The sequence below is a fragment of the Luteimonas campi genome, from assembly GCF_051162505.1.
Taxonomy (GTDB): Bacteria; Pseudomonadota; Gammaproteobacteria; order Xanthomonadales; family Xanthomonadaceae; genus Luteimonas.
Genome location: NZ_JBNWEM010000001.1, coordinates 724,749 through 742,448, shown reverse-complemented (window position 1 = coordinate 742,448; position 17,700 = coordinate 724,749). Strand labels below are relative to the sequence as shown.

The window sequence follows — 17,700 nt, the reverse complement described above, 5'->3', positions numbered from 1 at the left end:
TTGATGCGAGGCCGTCGCCGCCCTGGTGGCACGACGCTGGATGCGGCCGCCGGGACCCACTTTTTTCGAGAGAACGTGTGCAGGACGAATGAAATGATATATTATTTCATTCAGCCGGGCGACCGGCCTCGTTTTCCTCCACATCTGGATTGCCATGTCCCCAAATGTTCCCCTCCATCCCCTGAGTGCCGCGGTGCGGGCCATCGTGCTGTGCGGCGTCCTGGCCGGAACGGCGCCGGCGCTTGCCGATGACGACATCGGTTCGCGCCGGGTCGTCGAGCTCGATGCGGTGCAGGTCGTCGCGATTGGCGAGGATCCCGCGCAGATCGCGGCGCCCTACAGCGTCATCGATGGCGAGGACCTGATCGTCCGCGGTGCCGGCACGCTCGGCGAGGCGCTGGGAACCACCACGGGGGTCCACGCCGACACCTTCGGCGCTGGTTCCAGCAGGCCCGTGATCCGCGGCCAGGTCGGTCCGCGCGTGAAGGTCCTCGCCGACAGCGCTTCGGTGCTGGACGCCTCCGACATCTCCCCCGACCACGCCGTGACGGTCGATCCACTGCTCGGCGAGCGGATCGAGGTCCTGCGCGGACCGGCAACCCTTCTTTACGGAGGCGGTGCGATCGGCGGGGTGGTCAACGTACTGGACAACAAGATTCCCACTGCGTTGCCCGAGGGAGGCATCGAGGGTCGATTGGTGCTGCGCGGAAACACCGTCGCCGACGAGCGCGCCTTCGCTGGCGCGGTGTCGGCCCAGGTCGGTTCGAACCTGGTGCTGCACGCCGAGGGATCCACACGCGAGTCGGACGACTATCGCGCGCCGGACATGGAAGAATCCCGCGTGGACGGTACGTTCGCCGAGTCGCGCAATGGCAGCGTTGGCCTGTCGTGGGTGGGCGACAGCGGATACGTCGGGCTCGCATACTCCTACCGGGACGACGAGTATGGGTTGCCCGGCCACAGCCACGAGTACGAGTCCTGCCATCCGCACGGCAGCGCCCTGCATTGCGGTGGCCATGGAGGGGACGACCACGACCATGATCACGACCACGACCACGACCACGACCATCACGATGCACCGGTGATCGATCTGGTCAGCAAGCGGATCGATCTGCGCGGCGAGTACAGCGATCCGTTCGCCGGCTTCAGCCGTGTCCGCTTCCGCGCCAGCCACACAGATTACATGCACGAGGAGATCGACGAGGGCGAGGTCGCCACGACGTTCAGGAACAAGGGCGCGGAGGCGCGGGTCGAGTTGGAGCACCTGCCGATCGGCAACTGGACCGGCGTCGTCGGCGTGCAGCACTCGGATACCACGTTCTCGGCTACCGGCGTGGAGGCGTTCCTGCCCGAAGTGGAAACCCGCAGCACGGGCCTCTTCCTCGTCGAACATCTCGAGGCCGGCGAGCAATGGCACTTCGAGCTGGGCGCGCGCCACGAGTGGCTCGAGCACACCCCGGTCGACGACGCACGCGGTCGTCCTGCCTTCGACGACACCGCGTCCTCGTTCGCCGCGGCGGCGGTGTGGACGTTCCGACCCGACACCTCGCTGACCTTCTCCGCCGCGCATTCCGAACGCTTGCCACATGCGCAGGAGCTGTACGCCCGTGGCGTCCATCTGGCCACCAACACGTACGAGTGCGGACTGATACCGCATCCGCTGACCTGCGGCGGTGCCGAGAACAACGCGGAGTACGGAAAGGAGTCCTCGCGCAATTTCGAACTGCTGCTGCGCAAGCGCCAGGGCGATGTCACCTACAGCGTGGGCGCGTTCGCCAACGATATCGATGACTACATCTTCGCGCGCACCCTGGACCGGTTCGAGGATTTCCGGCTGATCAAGTACAGCCAGCGCGACGCCGAATTCCGTGGCGTCGAGGCCGAAGTCACGCTGCACCTGACCGACGCCTTCTCGTTCACTGCCTTCGGCGACACGGTACGCGCGCGCTTCGCCGATGGCAGCGGCAACGTGCCGCGGGTCCCGTCGTCGCGGTTCGGGGGGCGGGTCAGCTACGGCGTGGGCGCCTTCGACGGCGAGGTGGAGCTGTACCGCGTGAACCGGCAGGACGACATCGCCGACTTCGAGATGGCCACCCCGAGCCACGACATGCTCAACCTGACCTTGAACTACCGCCTGGCCGACAACCGCACGCGCCTGTTCGCGCGCGGCTCGAACCTGCTGGACGAACAGGTCTGGAACCACACCTCGTTCCTGGCGAACACGGTGCCGCTCCCGGGCCGCAACCTGACGTTCGGCGTGAGCTACGCGTTCTGACGGTCGGGACCTTGTCACTCTACGAGCGCATCGTCGAGCTCCACGGCCGCCGGCCGTGGGGTTCGGTGCTGGATGCGGGGACCGGGCGCGCGTCGATGCGCTGGCTGCTCGGACTGGACAGCGAACGCTGGACCGCGGTCACCGCCGCCACGTCGATGGCCGAGCAAGCGAGGGCCGAGATCGGCGACCGCATGCGCGAGGTCGACCGGCTGGTGGTCGGGAACTGGATCGATCCTGAACTGCTGGCAGGCGAGCGTTACGACACCGTGCTGGCCGACTATCTGCTGGGTGCGATCGAGGGCTTCGCACCCTATTGGCAGGGCCGCCTGTTCGAGCGCCTGCGGCCACTGGTTGGCGGTCGCCTGTACGTGGTCGGGCTGGAGCCCTACGTCCATGGCGTGCCCACGGAGCCGGAAGGCGCGATGGTCAACCGCATCGGCCGGCTGCGCGATGCATGTCTGCTGCTCGCCGGCGACCAGCCCTATCGTGAGTATCCGCTGGACTGGGCGATTGAGCGGCTGCAGGGTGCGCGCTTCCGGGTGGTCGACGCCGAAAGGATCCCGATCCGGTATGGGGAGCGGTTCGTCCACAGCCAGTTGGACATGTGCAGCCGGGCGCTGGGCAGGCTGCGCGACCGCACCGCGGCGGTGGCCCTGCTCGCGCACGTCGAAGATCTGCGGCGGCAAGCCCTGGCGCTGATCCGCCAGGTTGGCGGGCTGCGCCATGGCCACGACTATATCCTGGTGGCTGAACCAGTTTGACCGTGCGTCGACGTCACCCCGGGTTCAATGTTATAATATTTCAAGTTCGCGAGGATGGTGAAGGATGTCTGGCTCCGCACTGCAAAAGGCCGACCGCATTGGATTTGCCGCCTCCGTCGTGTGCGCGGTGCATTGTGCGTTTCTGCCGCTGTTGCTGGCGCTGGCCCCTGCCTTCGGGCTGAAGCTCGCGGGCTGGATCGACGTGGACCAGGCATTCGTGGTGTTCGCCACCCTGCTCGGTGCCACCACGCTGACACTGGGCTGGAGGCGGCACCGCACGTTCCGTGCCTGGGCGTTGCTGGCGCCGGGCCTGGTGCTCGTCTGGGCGGGGGCATTCACCGTGCTTCACGACCATGGTCTGCTGCACGCGATCGTGATGACGACCGGGGGCCTGCTGCTGGCGGGCGCGCACATGCTCAACCTGCGGCTCACGCACGCGACCAGGGTGCCTCGCCAGACCCCGTGATAGGATGCGCGGCCTGCGGCGCTGGCCGCACGACATGTTCACGAACGCATTCAGGAGTACCACGATGGGCAAGGGCGACCGCAAGACCGCCAAGGGCAAGCGCTATTCCTCCAGCTACGGCAACGCGCGCCCCAAGGCCGTGGCCAAGGCCACGGGCAGCGCTGCCGCGCCGGTGGCGAAGACCGCGAAGGCCGCGACCAAGGCTCCCGCCCGAAAGGCGGTGAAGAAGGTGGTCGCCAAGGGCGAGTGAGGCTCGCCCGACGCGTGACCGGAAAGCCCCGCGATGCGGGGCTTTTTTGTGGGCGACGGTGGCGGGCGCGCCATGCCTCGCAGGTGAGCATCCGCTGCAGGCGGCGCGACGCCGCCTGCAGCGGACCGGGCGCGGGCGTCAGCGCCCGCTCGCGCCCGCCTCCACCTCGCGCCAGACGCGCAGCAGGTTGGCGCCGAGGATCTTGCGGATGTCGTCCTCGGCATAGCCGCGGTCCAGCAGGCCGGCGACAAGATTCGGGAAATCGGCCACCGAGCGCAGCCCGTCGGCCAGCTCTCCGCCGACGCCGTCGAAGTCGGAGCCGATGCCGACATGGTCCACGCCCAGCAGGCGCACGCCGTAGTCGATCTGGTCGAGCACCGCCGACAGTGGCGTCGAGGGCGTGGGATGTTCGCGATCCCAGTCCGCCTCGAATGCCGCGGCGTCGCGTGTCGGCTGCCCGGCCGCGGCCAGTTCGGCGTTGCGTGCATCGAACTCTGCGCGTGCCCGGAACCTGGCCTGCATGTCGCTGGCGGCCTTGGCGTTGACGAACGCGGTGCCGAAGGGCACCTGCACCACGCCACCGCGTTCGGCCAGTGCGCGGGCGATCTCGTCGCTGATGTTGCGTTCGAAGCCCGGGGTGAAGTGGCGGAACGCCGAGTGGCTGGCGATGACCGGCACCTTGCTCAGTTCGATCGCCTGCGCGGCCGCGGCATCGGACACGTGCGAGACGTCGACCATGATGCCGAGCCGGTTCATCTCCGCCACGACCTCGCGGCCGAACGGGCTCAGGCCGCCCAGGGGGCGCTCCACCCCGTAGGACGAGTCGGCGATGCGGTTGGAGGCGCTGTGCGCCAGGGTGATGTAGCGGATGCCGCGGTCGAAGAAGCGCTTCACCTGCGACAGGTCGTCGCCCAGCGGCGCGCCGTTCTCCATGCCCAGCGGCAGCAGGACGCGGCCGTTGGCGCGCAGGCGTTCCACATCGGCGGGCGAGGTGAGGATCGCGAACTTGTCGGGGTGGCGATGGACCAGCGCTTCGATCGAATCGATCTGCGCATGCGCAGACTGCAGCGCCTTGCCCTCCCGGTCTTCGCGCGCCGAGGTGTAGATCGACATGAACGCGACATCGAGGCCGCCCTGGCGCGCGCGCGGCCAGTCGAACTCGCGGTCCGGCGCGGCCACGCCGAGGTCGGCCCAGGTCTCGCCCAGGATGCCGGGGGCATCGATATGGGTGTCGACGACGATCGCGTCGCCCGCCAACGCCGTCGCGCGCCGGAGCACGGTGTCGTCGGAGGCGAGGGCGGTGAAGCAGGACAGGGCGAGGGCGCAGGCAAGGGCGGTACGCAGGGTCATGCAGGGTCTCCGGAGCTTCAGCAAAGTCGATGGCCCGCCGCGTACACCGCGCGCGCCAGGGTGCCGCCCAGCCAGTAGGACAGTTCGGCGGGACGGGCGATGTCCCAATGGACGAAGTCGGCACGCAGGCCGGGCAGGAGCATGCCGCGATCGCGCAGGCCGAGTGCGCGCGCGGCATTCACGGTGGCGCCGCGCAGTGCCTCTTCGGGCGTGAGTCGGAAGTGCGTGCACGCCAGCTGCATGGCCTGGCGCAGCGAGAGCAGGGGCGACGTGCCGGGATTGCAGTCGGTGGCGACCGCCATCGGCACGCCCTGCGCGCGGAATTCCGCGACCGGCGGCAGCTGCGTCTCGCGCAGCACGTGGAAGGCGCCGGGCAGCAGCACCGCGACCGTCCCGGCCCGCGCCATTGCCGCCACGCCGACCGGGGTGGTGTGCTCGACATGGTCGGCCGAGAGTCCACCGAACTCCGCGACCAGGGTCGCGCCCCCGCCATCGCTGAGCTGGTCGGCGTGCAGCTTCACCGGCAGGCCGAGGCTGCGCGCGGCCTCGAACACGCGTCGGGTCTGCGTGGCGCTGAAGCCGATGCGTTCGGCGAAGGCGTCCACCGCATCCACCAGGCCCTCGCCATGCAGCACGCGCAGCCAGTCGCAGACCGCGTCGATGTAGTCGTCGGCGCGGCCCGCGTATTCCGGCGGCAGCGCATGCGCGCCCAGGAACGTGGTGCGCACGTCCACCCCCAGCGACTGGCCGACGCGTCGCGCCGCGCGCAGCATCCGCCGCTCGCCGTCCAGGTCGAGGCCGTAACCGGATTTGATCTCCAGCGTGGTGGCGCCGTCGCCCCGGAGCGCGCGCGCGCGCGGCAGCGACTGCGCCAGCAGGGCGTCTTCGTCCGCGGCACGGGTGGCGCGCACGGTCGAGACAATGCCGCCGCCGTTGCGCGCGATCTCCTCGTAGCTGGCGCCATGCAGCCGCTGCTCGAACTCGGCGGCGCGGTCGCCCGCGAACACCAGGTGCGTGTGGCAGTCCACCAGGCCCGGGGTGACCCAGCCGCCGCCGGCTTCGACGACGCAGTCGGCCAGATGCTCGGGTTCGCCGGGCAACTGGCTGCGGCTGCCCGCGAACACGATGCGGCCCTCGCGCCACCCCAGCGCGCCGTCCTCGATGGCGCCGTAGCCGGCGTCGTCGGCCAGCGTGGCCAGGCTGGCACCGACCAGCACCCCGTCCCACAGTTCAGTCACCGCCGCCTCCGCCGTCGCCACCGTGCCCGCTGTCGCCATCGCCATCGCTGCGCAGGGGAGCGCCGCCCGCAGCGCCGCCATCGCGGCCCCGGCTGCGCCTGGCGCCGGGCGCGCGCAGGCGCTCGCGCGCCTTGGCCAGCACCAGTACGGCGGCCACCAGCGTCACCGCGAGCACCGCGAGGCTTTCCAGCATCCCCACCACCGTGAAAGGAACACGCCAGCGCGGTAGCCTAACCCACTCCCGCCTCCAGCCGACCGTCGATGTCCAGCCTGCCCGCGCCCATGATCGAAGCCGTTGCCGCGGGCTGGCGCCTGCCAGGCATCGCCAACCTGCATTCGCACGCCTTCCAGCGGGCGATGGCGGGGCTGGCCGAGCGCCAGACGCATCCATCCGATTCGTTCTGGACCTGGCGCGACACCATGTACCGCATGGCGGCGCGCTTCGACCCGGATACGCTGCATGCGGTGGCCGCCCAGCTGTATGTGGAGATGCTGGAGGCGGGCTACACCACGGTCTGCGAGTTCCATTATCTGCACCACGCGCCGGATGGAAGCGCCTATGCCACGCCGACGGCGATGTCCGACGCGCTGGTCGCCGCCGCGTGCGATGCCGGCATCCGCCTGACCCTGCTGCCGGTGCTGTACATGACCGGCGGCTTCGACGGGCGCGAACTCAATCCGCGCCAGCGCCGCTTCGGGCACGCGGTGGACGAGTATCTGCGCCTGTTCCACGCGCTGCATGCGCGACAGGACGGGATGCTGCGCGTGGGCTGCGCGCTGCACAGCCTGCGCGCGGTGCCGGCTGCGGCGATGCGCATCGTGCTGGAGTCGCTGCCGCGCGACGCGCGGATCCATATCCACATCGCCGAGCAGGTGGGCGAGGTGCAGGACTGCCTGGCGGTACGCGACCTGCGGCCGGTCGAATGGCTGCTGCGCAATGCCGAACTCGACGCGCGCTGGACCCTGGTGCACGCGACCCATCTCAACGATGGGGAGGTGGCCGGCATCGCCCGTTCGGGCGCGACCGTGGCGATCTGTCCGACCACCGAAGCCAATCTCGGCGACGGCCTGTTCCGCCTGCGCGACTACCTGGACGCCGGCGGCGCCTGGGGCATCGGCTCGGATTCGCACATCTCCGTCTCGCCGGTGGAGGAACTGCGCTGGCTGGAATACGGGCAGCGCCTGGAGACGCGCCGTCGCAACATCGCGGTGGCCGCAGGGTCGCCAGGCGTGGGGACCACCCTCCTGCGGGGCACCCTGGCCAGCGCGCGGGCGTCGACCGGGTTCGAGTCGACGGACGATACGATCGTGCTCGATGGCGACGCGCCCCTGCTGGCCGCGGCCACGATCGATGACGTCGCCGAGCGGTGGATCTTCAGCGGCAACCGGCCACTGGTGCGCGAGGTGCACGTGGCCGGCCGGCAGGTGGTCGCCGACGGCCTGCATCCGCGCCGCGACGCCGTCGCCGCACGCTTTGCGAACGCGCTTCGCGGCCTGCTGCGCGACTGAAGCTCCAGCCCCCAGGCGCGGCGTGCGCCGCTCTGCGGCCAGCAGGACGACCGGCAATGGCCGAGCCCTGCGCTGCCATCGCCGCATGTCGGCGTTGGCGAACCCTGACCTGGATCAATGCATGGCCGGTGCCGCTCGCGGCAGGCTGACCGGCCCCATCGCACGGAGCCGGATCGCATGAACGTCGACATCGCCATCGTCGGTGCAGGGCCCGCCGGCCTGTGCTTCGCGCGCTCGCTCGCCGGCAGCGGGCTGTCGATCGCCGTGGTCGAACGCCAGCCGCTGGCGCAAATCGCCGAGCCGGCGTTCGACGGCCGCGAGATCGCGCTGACGCATGCCTCACGCGACATACTCATGCAGCTCGGCCTGTGGGAGCGCTTCGCTGCGGAGGACGTCTCGGAGCTGCGCGACGCCAAGGTGCTCAACGGCGAATCCGAGCACGGCCTGTGCGTCAGCGCCGCCGATGGACATAGCCCGCAGCTGGGCTGGCTGGTGCCCAACCACCTGATCCGCCATGCCGCCCATGCGCTGGTCGCGCAGCAGGCCGGCGTGCAACTGCTGACCGGTCGCGGCGTGACCGGCCTGGTGCAGGAGGGGCCGCAGGTGGCATTGCAGCTGGAGGATGGCGACTGCCTGCGTGCGCGGCTGCTGGTGGCGGCCGACAGCCGGTTTTCGCAGGTGCGGCGGATGCTCGGTATCGGCGCGCGTTCGTACGACCACGGCAAGCGGATGCTGGTGTGCCGGGTGGCGATCGAGCAGGCGCACCACCACGTCGCCTGGGAATGGTTCGGTTACGGGCAGACGCTGGCCCTGCTGCCGCTCAACGGCGATCGCGCCTCGGTGGTGCTGACCCTGGCGCCGCAGGAGATGGCGAAAGTCGAGGCGATGGACGACGCCGCCTTCGGCCCCGATCTGGAACGTCGCTTTCGCGGCCGGCTGGGCGCCATCCGGCCGCTCGGTACGCGCCACGTGTATCCGCTGGTGTCGGTGTTCGCCGACCGGTTCACGGCGCCGCGGGCCGCACTGGTCGGCGATGCCGCGGTCGGCATGCATCCGGTGACCGCACACGGCTTCAACCTGGGCCTGCAAGGCCAGGCGACGCTCGCGGACGTGGTGCTGCAGGCGCACCGCCGTGGCGAGGACATCGGCGCGCCCGCGGTGCTGGCGCGCTATGGACGGCGCCACCAGCTGGCGGCGTGGCCGATGTATGAGGCCACCCGCCTGGTGGTGCGCACATTCACCGACGATCGCGCGCCTGTGCGCGGCGTGCGCGATGCGATCCTGCGTCTGTCCAACCGGCTGCCGCCGCTGCGCCGGGCGATCGCGGCGCGGCTGACCCAGGCCTGAGGGCGGGCCTCAGGCAAGCGCGGCCGACGGCTGCGGGAACAGGTCGAAGGCCGCGGGCAGCGCGCCCTCGAGCTTGAGCAGGAACTGCTTGGTCGGCAGTCCACCGCCAAAGCCGGTCAGCGTGCCATCGGCGCCGATCACGCGATGGCATGGCAGCACGATCGGCAGCGGGTTGCGGCCGTTGGCCACGCCCACCGCGCGCATCGCCGTCGGCCTGCCGACCCGCGTGGCCAGGTCCGCATAGCTGATCGTGCGGCCGTAGGGGATCGTCGCCAGGGCGTTCCAGACCGACAGCTGGAATGCCGTGCCCTGTGGCGAAAGGGGCAGCGCGAAGCTGCGGCGGCGTCCTGCGAAGTACTCGTCCAGTTGCGCGCGCGCCGTGCGCAGCAGCGCGCTGTCGCCCTCGCGCCAGTCGGCGCCACGACGCACGGGGTGGCGGTTGTCGCGGAATTCGATCGCGCGCAGGCCCTGCACGTCGGCGGCCACGAACAAGGGGCCGACCGGGCTGTCGACGAAGGTGGTCAACACGTTCATGCGGCTCTCCTGCGGGGACTTGTGCCGCGGCCTGTTGCGGCCGGGGACTGCGCCAGCGCGGCTTCGCGCCAGGCGTGGATCACGGCGTAGGCGCGCCACGGTCGCCAGGCCTCGGCGCGCCGCGACAGTGCCACGGCGCGGATGCGCGGATTGTCGGACTCCTCCCCGCACAGCTGCTTCTGCACCACCAGGTCGCCGCCGGGGAAGGCGTCCGGATGTCCCAGTGCACGCATCGCGATGTAGTGCGCGGTCCAGGGCCCGATGCCGGGGAGGGCGGTCCAGCGTTGGACGAAGTCCTCGAGCGTGCGGCTGCTGTCGAAGTCGACGCGGCCGTCGAGCAGCGCCTGCGCGAGGCCACGGATCGTCGTCGCGCGCGACGCGGGCAGGCCGAGCGCGGACAGGTCGGCATCGGCCAGGCTGGCGGGCGTGGGAAACAGCTGGTGCAGGCCGCCGGTCGCGATGGTCTCGGGCAGCGGGCTGCCGTGACGCTGCACCAGGCGCGTGGTGATCGTGCGTGCGGCGGTGACGCTGACCTGCTGGCCGATCACGGCGCGGACGGCGATCTCGAATCCGTCCCAGCCGCTGGGCAGCCGCAGGCCTGGACGCTTGCGCAGGAGCGGACGCAGGCCCGGATCGCGCGTGAGTACATCGGCGATGGCCTGCGGATCCGCGTCGAGGTCGAACATCCGGCGCACGCGCTCGACCAGGGCCAGCAACCGCGACGGGGGGCAGCCATGAACCTGCAGTTGCAGTGCATGCGCATCGCCGGGGCCGCTTCGCGGCCAGGGTTCGATCCGCAGCCAGCCGGGGGCGGCGGCATCGCCCACCACGCGCTGGTAGGCCGCTCCTTCCACCTGTTCCACGCCGGGCAGGGCGCGCCCGCGCAGGAACTCGAGCAGGGCGTCGAAATCGTAGGGGGGGCGATAGCTCAGGCGCAGCGTCAGCACGTCGGCGGGCGCGCTCGCCGGACGCTGGCGCAGGTCGCGCGGCGCCATGTCGTAGGCCTGGCGGAAGCAGGCATTGAACCGGCGCAGGCTGCCGAAGCCCGCGGCCAGCGCCACCTCGGTGATCGGCAGCGTGGTTTCGGTCAGCAACTGCTTGGCGAACAGCAGCCGGCGCGTGCCATGCACGCCGATGGGCGGGGCGCCCAGGCGATCGGTGAACAGGCGCCGCAGCTGGCGTTCTCCCACATGCACGCGCGCGGCGAGCGCGGCGAGCGAGGTATCGGCCAGGAATCCTTCGTCGATCAGCTTGAGCGCGCGGGCCAAGGTGCCGTCGCCGCGCCGCCAGCTGCCGTCGGCCGGCGAGAGCTCCGGCCGGCAGCGCAGGCAGGGCCGGAAGCCGGCCGCCTCGGCAGCGGCCGCGTTGGCGTAGTAGCGCACGTTGCGCGCACGTGCCGGCGGCGCCGGGCAGGTCGGCCGGCAGTAGATGCCGGTAGTGGACACCGCGGTGAAGAACACCCCGTCGAAGCGGGCATCGCGGCTCAGGCGCGCCTGCTCGCAGACGAGGGGATCGGGCAGGGTGGTCGCGGGCATGGGGGCAGTCTAGCGCTGCGTTCCCGCCCGCACCGGCCGTTTCCGGACATCAATGCGCGGCCGCCGCGGCGCCGCGCAAGGGCGGCCGGGGGCGCGGGTCCGGTTCCGGCCGAGGCGTTCGCGGCGCGGACCTGCCTGCCTTGCGCTACGGCAGTCGCGTGTCCCCAAGCAAGGCCGGCAGCAGGGTGTCGGCATTGCCGTCATGCGGCGCGGGCGCAATGCCCAGCAGCCGCGCGAGCAGGGGGTACACGTCGACATTGTCGAACGCCGGCAGCACCGCGCCATGGCGGAACGAAGGCCCGTTGGCGATGAAGATCGCGCGCATCTGCGGCGCGGCGGGATCGAAGCCATGCGAGCCGCGGGTGCCCGGCGGGCGGTGCGCGATCCAGGCGCGCGGCAGCGCATCCCAGCCGGGATCCATCTGGCAGACGATGGGCGGCACGCGCGGATGCCGCCCGTAATGCCAGCGCGCCGGCAGTTCGTGGCGGCGCCAGCAGGCGTACTGCGCATGGCGGCCAAGCAGCTGGCGTTCGGCCGCATCGTCGCGCCCCGGCAGCGGGCGGAACCCGACCACCTGGCCGGAGGTCGCCAGCTCCGCATCCTGCGGGTCGACCATGTCCTCGACCGCCACCACCTGGCCTTCCGGCACTTCCGCCATGCCGTGGTCGGACACGATCACCAGGTCGGTATGCGCGCGCGCGCCGGAGCGATCGAGCCGGGCGATCAGATCGCCCAGCGCCGCGTCGACCTCGCGCAGGGCCGCGCGCAGCTGCGGCGAGCGCGGACCGTGGGCGTGGGCAGCCGCATCCGGGTGCTCGAAGTACAGCGTGGCCAGGCGCGGACGCGTGGCTTCGGGTTCGGCCAGCCAGCCGGCGACGGTGGCGACGCGCTCGGCGATCGGCCGGGTCTCGTCGTAGGCGTGCCAGCGCGTCGGCCGCACGCCCTGCACGGGCGCCTCGCTGCCCGGCCACGACAGCGTGGCCGTAGGCAGGCCCGCCCGCTCCGCGGACACCCACAGCGGCTCGCCGCCCCACCAGCGGCCATCGCCCACCGCATCGCGGTTCTTGAGCGCGAAGGAGCCCAGCTGCGCATCCTGCATCGTGTTGTGGACGATTCCGTGGCGATCCGGACGCAGGCCGGTGACGATCGTGTAGTGGTTGGGAAAGGTGAGGCTGGGATAGGACGGATTCATCCCCGAGGCGCGCACGCCTTCGGCCGCCAGGCGGTCGAGGTGCGGGGTATCGCCGCGTCCCAGGAAATCCGGATGGACGCCGTCGAGCGATACCAGCAGCAGGCTGGTCGACGTGGGCCTGGAGGGGGCGGTGCTTGCGCATGCGCCGAGCAGGAGAAGCAGGGGGATGAGGAGACAGCGGTACGGAATCATCCGGACATCATAGGAATCCATGTGACGCGGTGAAGACTTGACCTGCGGGGGAGGCTTCGGCACGCAGCGCGTCACCACGCTGACGCCGGTCTGAACCCGCGGCCCCGGCAGCATTGAATGCGCGCCCGCGTGCCGTATGTTGGGCAGTGGCCGTTCCGGCCAGGATCCAGATGGAGGTTTCCCATGTCCCGTCCCCTGCTGAGCGCGCTGCTTGCAGGCGCTGTATTCGCACTGGCCGCTCCCGCCGTGCTGGCGCAGGAGCACGAACCCGAGGAGGCCGCGGCGGCGTCGAAGAAGAAGGGCGATCCCGACGACCGGTTCTGCATCCGCGAAACCGGCTCGCGCATCACCGCCACCCGCAATCGCTCCAAGAAGTCCGACGAGGACTGCGTCAGCGCTTCGGGCCGTGTCTACAAGCGTGAGGACATCGAGCGGACCGGTTCGGCCGACGTTCGCGATGCGCTGCGCCGCCTCGATCCCTCGATCTACTGATCGTCGCTGCACCCCCAGACGCCCGGCTTCGTGCCGGGCGTCGACGTTTCAGGCCCGGCCGGTGGACGCGCGTACGCGCCTGGCGGCGACGGCGTCTGTCAGTCGTGCGCTCGCAGCCCGGCCCAGGACTTCGTCTGCATCGACGCCGGGCGCGTCGAGGCAGCCGGGCCACCGCCGGTGTCCGGCGACGTGGATCGGCACGCCGGCGCCACGTCGGCGGGTGGCGGGTACGGCCTGCTCGCGCGCGTGAGCCGCGCCCGGGTCTGATCTAGCGCTTGAGGCCGTCCAGCAGCCTCTCCAGCGATTCCCTGTAGTAGGTCTCGAAGCGGCGATCGTCGTAGCTGAAGCGCCCGGCGCGGTAGAGCGCAATCAGGCCGTGCGAATGCGCCCACAGGGTCATGGCGATGTCCCATGGATCGCCATCGCCCAGGATCCCGGCCTGCTGCGCCTCGACCACCGCGTCGTGCACCACGTTGAACGTAGGCGAGCCGCCGGCGCGGAAGTCGTCCGGAAAGCGGCGTGCGTCGTCGCGCCGCACCGAAAACGCGTGGTCGAACAGGTGCGGATGCGCCAGTGCGTAGTCGAGATAGATCATCTGGATCGCGACCAGCTGCGCGCGTGGGTCGCTTCCCGACTTGCGTGCATGCCAGTGCCGTGCGATTTCGCCGAAGCTGTCGTCGCCGATGCGCTTGAGCAGCGCGTCGCGGTTGCGAAAGTGGCGGTAGATCGCCATCGGCGTGATGCCCACCGCCTCGGCAACCCGGCGCATGCTCACCGCGCCCGGCCCTTCGCGCTCGAACAGGGCGCGGGCTGCGGCGAGGATGCGGCGGTCGGTCCCGGGACGGCTCATGTATACACCGTACACTTCGACGGCCGCGCGAGACAATTTTCGCGCGTCCAGAGGCCTGGCGGGCAGCGTCCGTGCCTGCCGCCGGTGGCGATGCGCGCGTGCAGGACGCACACTTTCCAGCCTGTTTTCCAGCATTGGACGAACCGGCATGAGCGACCCGCGCCACGATCCATCCCGCACCATCCTCGCACCGCGCGGCAATGCGCTGCACTGCCGCAGCTGGCTCACCGAGGCGCCGTTCCGGATGCTGCAGAACAACCTCGATCCGGACGTGGCCGAGCGTCCGCAGGAGCTGGTGGTCTACGGCGGCATCGGCCGAGCCGCGCGCGACTGGGCGAGCTTCGACGCGATCCTGCAGACGCTGCGCACGCTCGGCGACGACGAGACCCTGCTGGTGCAGTCGGGCAAGCCGGTGGGCGTGTTCCCGACCCATGCCGACGCACCGCGCGTATTGATCGCCAACTCCAACCTGGTGCCGCAGTGGGCCAATTGGGAGCACTTCAACGAGCTGGATCGCAAGGGCCTGATGATGTATGGCCAGATGACGGCCGGCAGCTGGATCTACATCGGCAGCCAGGGCATCGTGCAGGGCACCTACGAGACCTTCGTGGAGATGGGCCGGCAGCACTACGGCGGCAGCCTGAAGGGGCGGTGGATCCTCACCGCGGGCCTCGGCGGCATGGGCGGCGCGCAGCCGCTGGCCGCATCGCTGGCAGGCGCCTGCTCGTTGACCGTCGAATGCAGCCAGGAGGCGATCGATTTCCGTCTGCGCACGCGTTATGTGGACGAGCAGGCCACCGACATCGACGACGCGCTCGCGCGGATCGCGCGCCACGTCGCCGCGGGCGAAGCGAGATCGATCGCCTTGCTGGGCAACGCCGCCGAGGTGCTGCCGGAACTGGTGCGGCGGGGGGTACGCCCGGATTGCGTGACCGACCAGACCAGTGCGCACGACCCGGTGCACGGCTACCTGCCCGCCGGCTGGACGGTGGCGCAGTGGCTGGAGGCGCAGCGGACCGATCCGGACGGCGTGCGCGACGCGGCCAAGAAGTCGATGCGCACGCATGTCGAGGCGATGCTGGCCTTCCACGCCCAGGGCATCCCGACCGTGGACTACGGCAACAACATCCGCCAGATGGCCAAGGATGAAGGCTGCGCCAGCGCCTTCGATTTCCCCGGTTTCGTGCCCGCCTATGTGCGCCCGCTGTTCTGCCGCGGCATCGGCCCGTTCCGCTGGGTGGCGCTGAGCGGCGACCCGGAGGACATCCACCGCACCGACGCCAAGGTCAAGGAACTGATTCCCGACGACCCGCACCTGCACAACTGGCTGGACATGGCGCGCGAACGCATCAGCTTCCAGGGCCTGCCGGCGCGGATCTGCTGGGTCGGCCTGGGCCAGCGCCACCGGCTGGGCCTGGCCTTCAACGAGATGGTGCGCAATGGCGAGCTCAAGGCGCCGGTGGTGATCGGCCGCGACCATCTCGACAGCGGCAGCGTGGCATCGCCCAACCGCGAAACCGAAGCGATGCGCGACGGCAGCGACGCCGTCAGCGACTGGCCGCTGCTCAACGCCATGCTCAATGTCGCCGGCGGCGCGACCTGGGTGAGCCTGCACCATGGCGGCGGCGTGGGCATGGGCTACAGCCAGCACAGCGGCGTGGTGATCGTCTGCGACGGCAGCGCCGACGCCGACCGCCGCATCGCCCGCGTACTCTGGAACGATCCGGCGACCGGCGTCATGCGCCATGCGGACGCGGGCTACGAGATCGCCAGGCAGTGCGCCAGCGATCAGGGACTGAGGCTGCCCATGGCCTGAGCGAGCGTGCCCGCGCCGTCGTCGTTCACCGGCGGGCCACGCATCGCCCGCTAGCGTGCGGTGCGGCTGCGCGGGATGCCGTCGCGCTCTGCTCCCATCCACGTGTCGCGGAGAGATCCGACCATGGCGCTACTCGACGACATCGGCAATGCCATCGCGCGGGAACTGGCGCTGCCCGATGTGGACACGCTGACCACGCTGGTGGTGCGCGTCACCGTGGCCGCGGTACTGGGCGGACTGGTGGGCTGGGAGCGCGAGGCCAAGGGCCGGGCCGCCGGGCTCAAGACCCACATCCTGGTGTCGATCGGATCGGCGCTGTTCGTGCTGGCGCCGCTGCTGTCGGACATCGATCCTGCCGACGTGACGCGCGTGATGCAGGGCATCGTGTCCGGCATCGGCTTCCTCGGGGCCGGCGCGATCCTCAAGCTCGACAAGGAGGAGCGCATCGAAGGCCTGACCACGGCCGCGGGGGTCTGGATGACCGCCGCCATCGGCATGGCCGCCGGCATGGGCCAGGAGATGGTGGCGCTGGTGACCACCCTGGTCGCGCTGCTGGTGGTGGGCGTGTTGCCCAGGCTGGGGCGGGGCGGCGGCGCGGGGCCGGGTCCTGGCCAGGACATGGGCGAAACCTGATCGCGCCACGCGCGTGCCCGTGAGCGCGCGACCTGCAGACGCGCGGCCGCCTCGCGGCTGGATGCTGCTGCACGACCCGCCTAGCGCTGCAGGCATTGCCGGTAGCGCGCATCCACCCGTTCGGCGAACCATGCGGTGGTGAGTTCCCGCGTGATCTTCGGGCTGTCCAGACGGATGCCCGGGATCCTCGCGCGCGGAAGGGGCGTGCCCGCATGGGCGTCGGCGAGCGCGAACACGCGTTCGAACAGCGCGCTGTCGTTGAAATCGAGGCGGTCGCCGCGTTCCAGCGCCTGGCGGATCGCGCGGTCGTCCATGGCCAGCTGGGGGCCGAGCGAACGCACCGCGGCCTCGGTACGTCCGGGCCGGTCCATGGGCGCGCCGGGGAGCAGCAGATCGCCGTCGAGTTCCAGCGGCAGGCCGCTGGCGCGGCTGACCGCGGCCTGGAAGGCGGCGTTGCGGCTGGCGTAGCGGCCGGCGTTGTAGTCGGCGAAGCGGTGGATCTTGCGGGTGTAGGGCGTCTGGTAGCCGAGCAGGTGCAGGATGCCGAAGTACAGCCCGCCGCGGCGCTTGAACACCTCGTCGCGGATCGATCCGTCCGTGGGCCAGGGATAGCCCTGCGCGCTCGCCTCGGCGAAGGGGACGGACACCTGCATTGCACCTCCCGTCTGCACGGGGTTGCGGCCGGCGAACAGCCGCGCACCCATCGGTACCCGGCCGATCAGGTCTTCGTAGAGTTCGCTGAGCTCGCGTTCGGTGCGCACGCGCGCCAGGCGCGTGCCGTAGCTGCGGCCGTCGGTGGAGGGGAGCTTGAGCGCAGCGTCCACCAGCAGCTTCGGGATATGCAGGGCAGCGGCGCGCCGGTCGATCTCGCCGCGGGCGATGCGCGGCAGGCCGTCCACCGGCGGGTCGGACTTGTACCCCGATTCCTGCTCGATCACCGCCAGCACCGCGCAGATGTTCTCCACGTCAGGCGGGATGGCCTGTGCGCTGAAGGCGATCTGGATATCGCCGGCCCAGCCACCGCGGTCGGGAACCGTCGCCGGAATGCGGCGCTCGATCTGCGCGCGCAGTTCGAGCGGGTCGGGCGCCGGGGTCGCGGGCGGGCGGCTGGCGCAGCCGGCAAGGACCAGCAGCGCCAGCAACGCACAGACACCACGGCTTCGGCCGCGCGTTGCGGCTGGGGCCGGCAGGCGGGTCGAGGCGTGCCGGGGCGCCGATGCGTCGCGATCCATGCACTCCGCCGTGGGATGGTCCACCGCC

Annotated in this window: 17 protein-coding genes; 9 read left to right on the top strand and 8 right to left on the bottom strand. The window is 70.8% G+C overall.

Annotation, left to right across the window (positions count from 1 at the left end; translation table 11 throughout):
* Positions 1-154 precede the first annotated feature (154 nt).
* The 4 genes from ACQYVW_RS03360 (at position 155) to ACQYVW_RS03345 (ending at position 3,752) form a co-directional block, all read left to right on the top strand.
* Entirely contained in the window at positions 155-2,275 is a 2,121-nt protein-coding gene (locus ACQYVW_RS03360) for a TonB-dependent receptor domain-containing protein (RefSeq protein ID WP_434946046.1), read from the top strand.
* An 11-nt stretch (positions 2,276-2,286) separates the two neighbouring features.
* Positions 2,287-3,036: an SAM-dependent methyltransferase gene (locus tag ACQYVW_RS03355; RefSeq protein ID WP_434946045.1), complete on the top strand. Its 750-nt coding sequence runs from the start codon at positions 2,287-2,289 to the stop codon at positions 3,034-3,036.
* 64 nt (positions 3,037-3,100) lie between these two features.
* Positions 3,101-3,502 (top strand): MerC domain-containing protein, encoded by a 402-nt coding sequence (locus ACQYVW_RS03350; RefSeq protein WP_434946044.1) that lies wholly within the window; start codon positions 3,101-3,103, stop codon positions 3,500-3,502.
* A gap of 64 nt (positions 3,503-3,566) precedes the next feature.
* Positions 3,567-3,752 carry a 30S ribosomal protein THX gene (locus ACQYVW_RS03345; protein WP_434935627.1) on the top strand — a complete coding sequence of 62 codons (186 nt, stop codon included), beginning with the start codon at positions 3,567-3,569 and terminating at the stop codon, positions 3,750-3,752.
* A gap of 138 nt (positions 3,753-3,890) precedes the next feature.
* Here ACQYVW_RS03345 and ACQYVW_RS03340 read toward each other — a convergent pair whose 3' ends face one another.
* Genes ACQYVW_RS03340 through ACQYVW_RS03330 form a run of 3 tightly spaced genes read right to left on the bottom strand, consistent with a single transcriptional unit; the run spans position 3,891 to position 6,533 of the window.
* Positions 3,891-5,102, bottom strand: a complete 1,212-nt coding sequence (locus tag ACQYVW_RS03340) for a dipeptidase (RefSeq protein ID WP_434946043.1) — start codon at positions 5,100-5,102, stop codon at positions 3,891-3,893.
* Positions 5,103-5,119: 17 nt separating this feature from the next.
* Entirely contained in the window at positions 5,120-6,340 is a 1,221-nt protein-coding gene (gene hutI / locus ACQYVW_RS03335; RefSeq protein ID WP_434946042.1) for an imidazolonepropionase, read from the bottom strand.
* On the bottom strand, positions 6,333-6,533 hold the full coding sequence (locus tag ACQYVW_RS03330; RefSeq protein WP_434946041.1) for a hypothetical protein: 201 nt from the start codon (positions 6,531-6,533) through the stop codon (positions 6,333-6,335). Before ACQYVW_RS03330 ends, hutI begins: the two co-directional genes overlap by 8 nt.
* 89 nt (positions 6,534-6,622) lie before the next feature.
* Between ACQYVW_RS03330 and ACQYVW_RS03325 the strand changes: the two genes are divergently transcribed.
* Positions 6,623-7,849: a formimidoylglutamate deiminase gene (locus ACQYVW_RS03325; RefSeq protein ID WP_434946040.1), complete on the top strand. Its 1,227-nt coding sequence runs from the start codon at positions 6,623-6,625 to the stop codon at positions 7,847-7,849.
* A gap of 177 nt (positions 7,850-8,026) precedes the next feature.
* Positions 8,027-9,196 (top strand): 5-demethoxyubiquinol-8 5-hydroxylase UbiM, encoded by a 1,170-nt coding sequence (gene ubiM / locus ACQYVW_RS03320; RefSeq protein WP_434936582.1) that lies wholly within the window; start codon positions 8,027-8,029, stop codon positions 9,194-9,196.
* A gap of 9 nt (positions 9,197-9,205) precedes the next feature.
* On the opposite strand, the gene ACQYVW_RS03315 is transcribed toward ubiM, so the two are convergent.
* The 3 genes from ACQYVW_RS03315 to ACQYVW_RS03305 all read right to left on the bottom strand — a co-directional run bounded on the left by ACQYVW_RS03315 (position 9,206) and on the right by ACQYVW_RS03305 (position 12,649).
* Positions 9,206-9,730 (bottom strand): methylated-DNA--[protein]-cysteine S-methyltransferase, encoded by a 525-nt coding sequence (locus tag ACQYVW_RS03315; protein WP_434946039.1) that lies wholly within the window; start codon positions 9,728-9,730, stop codon positions 9,206-9,208.
* Positions 9,727-11,265 carry a DNA-3-methyladenine glycosylase 2 family protein gene (locus tag ACQYVW_RS03310; protein WP_434946038.1) on the bottom strand — a complete coding sequence of 513 codons (1,539 nt, stop codon included), beginning with the start codon at positions 11,263-11,265 and terminating at the stop codon, positions 9,727-9,729. Before ACQYVW_RS03310 ends, ACQYVW_RS03315 begins: the two co-directional genes overlap by 4 nt.
* 145 nt (positions 11,266-11,410) lie before the next feature.
* Complete coding sequence (locus tag ACQYVW_RS03305) at positions 11,411-12,649, bottom strand: alkaline phosphatase family protein (RefSeq protein ID WP_434946037.1); 1,239 nt, start codon at positions 12,647-12,649, stop codon at positions 11,411-11,413.
* Between the two features lie 183 nt (positions 12,650-12,832).
* On the opposite strand from ACQYVW_RS03305, the gene ACQYVW_RS03300 reads away from it, so the two are divergent.
* On the top strand, positions 12,833-13,141 hold the full coding sequence (locus ACQYVW_RS03300) for a hypothetical protein (RefSeq protein WP_434936082.1): 309 nt from the start codon (positions 12,833-12,835) through the stop codon (positions 13,139-13,141).
* A gap of 268 nt (positions 13,142-13,409) precedes the next feature.
* On the opposite strand, the gene ACQYVW_RS03295 is transcribed toward ACQYVW_RS03300, so the two are convergent.
* Entirely contained in the window at positions 13,410-13,991 is a 582-nt protein-coding gene (locus ACQYVW_RS03295) for a TetR/AcrR family transcriptional regulator (protein WP_434936083.1), read from the bottom strand.
* A 148-nt stretch (positions 13,992-14,139) separates the two neighbouring features.
* Between ACQYVW_RS03295 and hutU the strand changes: the two genes are divergently transcribed.
* A complete protein-coding gene (gene hutU / locus ACQYVW_RS03290; RefSeq protein WP_434936085.1) occupies positions 14,140-15,807 on the top strand; it encodes a urocanate hydratase in 1,668 nt (555 codons plus the stop codon).
* Positions 15,808-15,930: 123 nt separating this feature from the next.
* Positions 15,931-16,440, top strand: coding sequence for an MgtC/SapB family protein (locus tag ACQYVW_RS03285; RefSeq protein ID WP_434936087.1), 510 nt, complete (start codon positions 15,931-15,933; stop codon positions 16,438-16,440).
* A gap of 80 nt (positions 16,441-16,520) precedes the next feature.
* Here ACQYVW_RS03285 and ACQYVW_RS03280 read toward each other — a convergent pair whose 3' ends face one another.
* The gene (locus ACQYVW_RS03280) at positions 16,521-17,582 is read right to left on the bottom strand and encodes a DUF1615 domain-containing protein (RefSeq protein ID WP_434936089.1); all 1,062 of its coding nucleotides are present in this window, start codon (positions 17,580-17,582) and stop codon (positions 16,521-16,523) included.
* Positions 17,583-17,700: the final 118 nt, after the last annotated feature.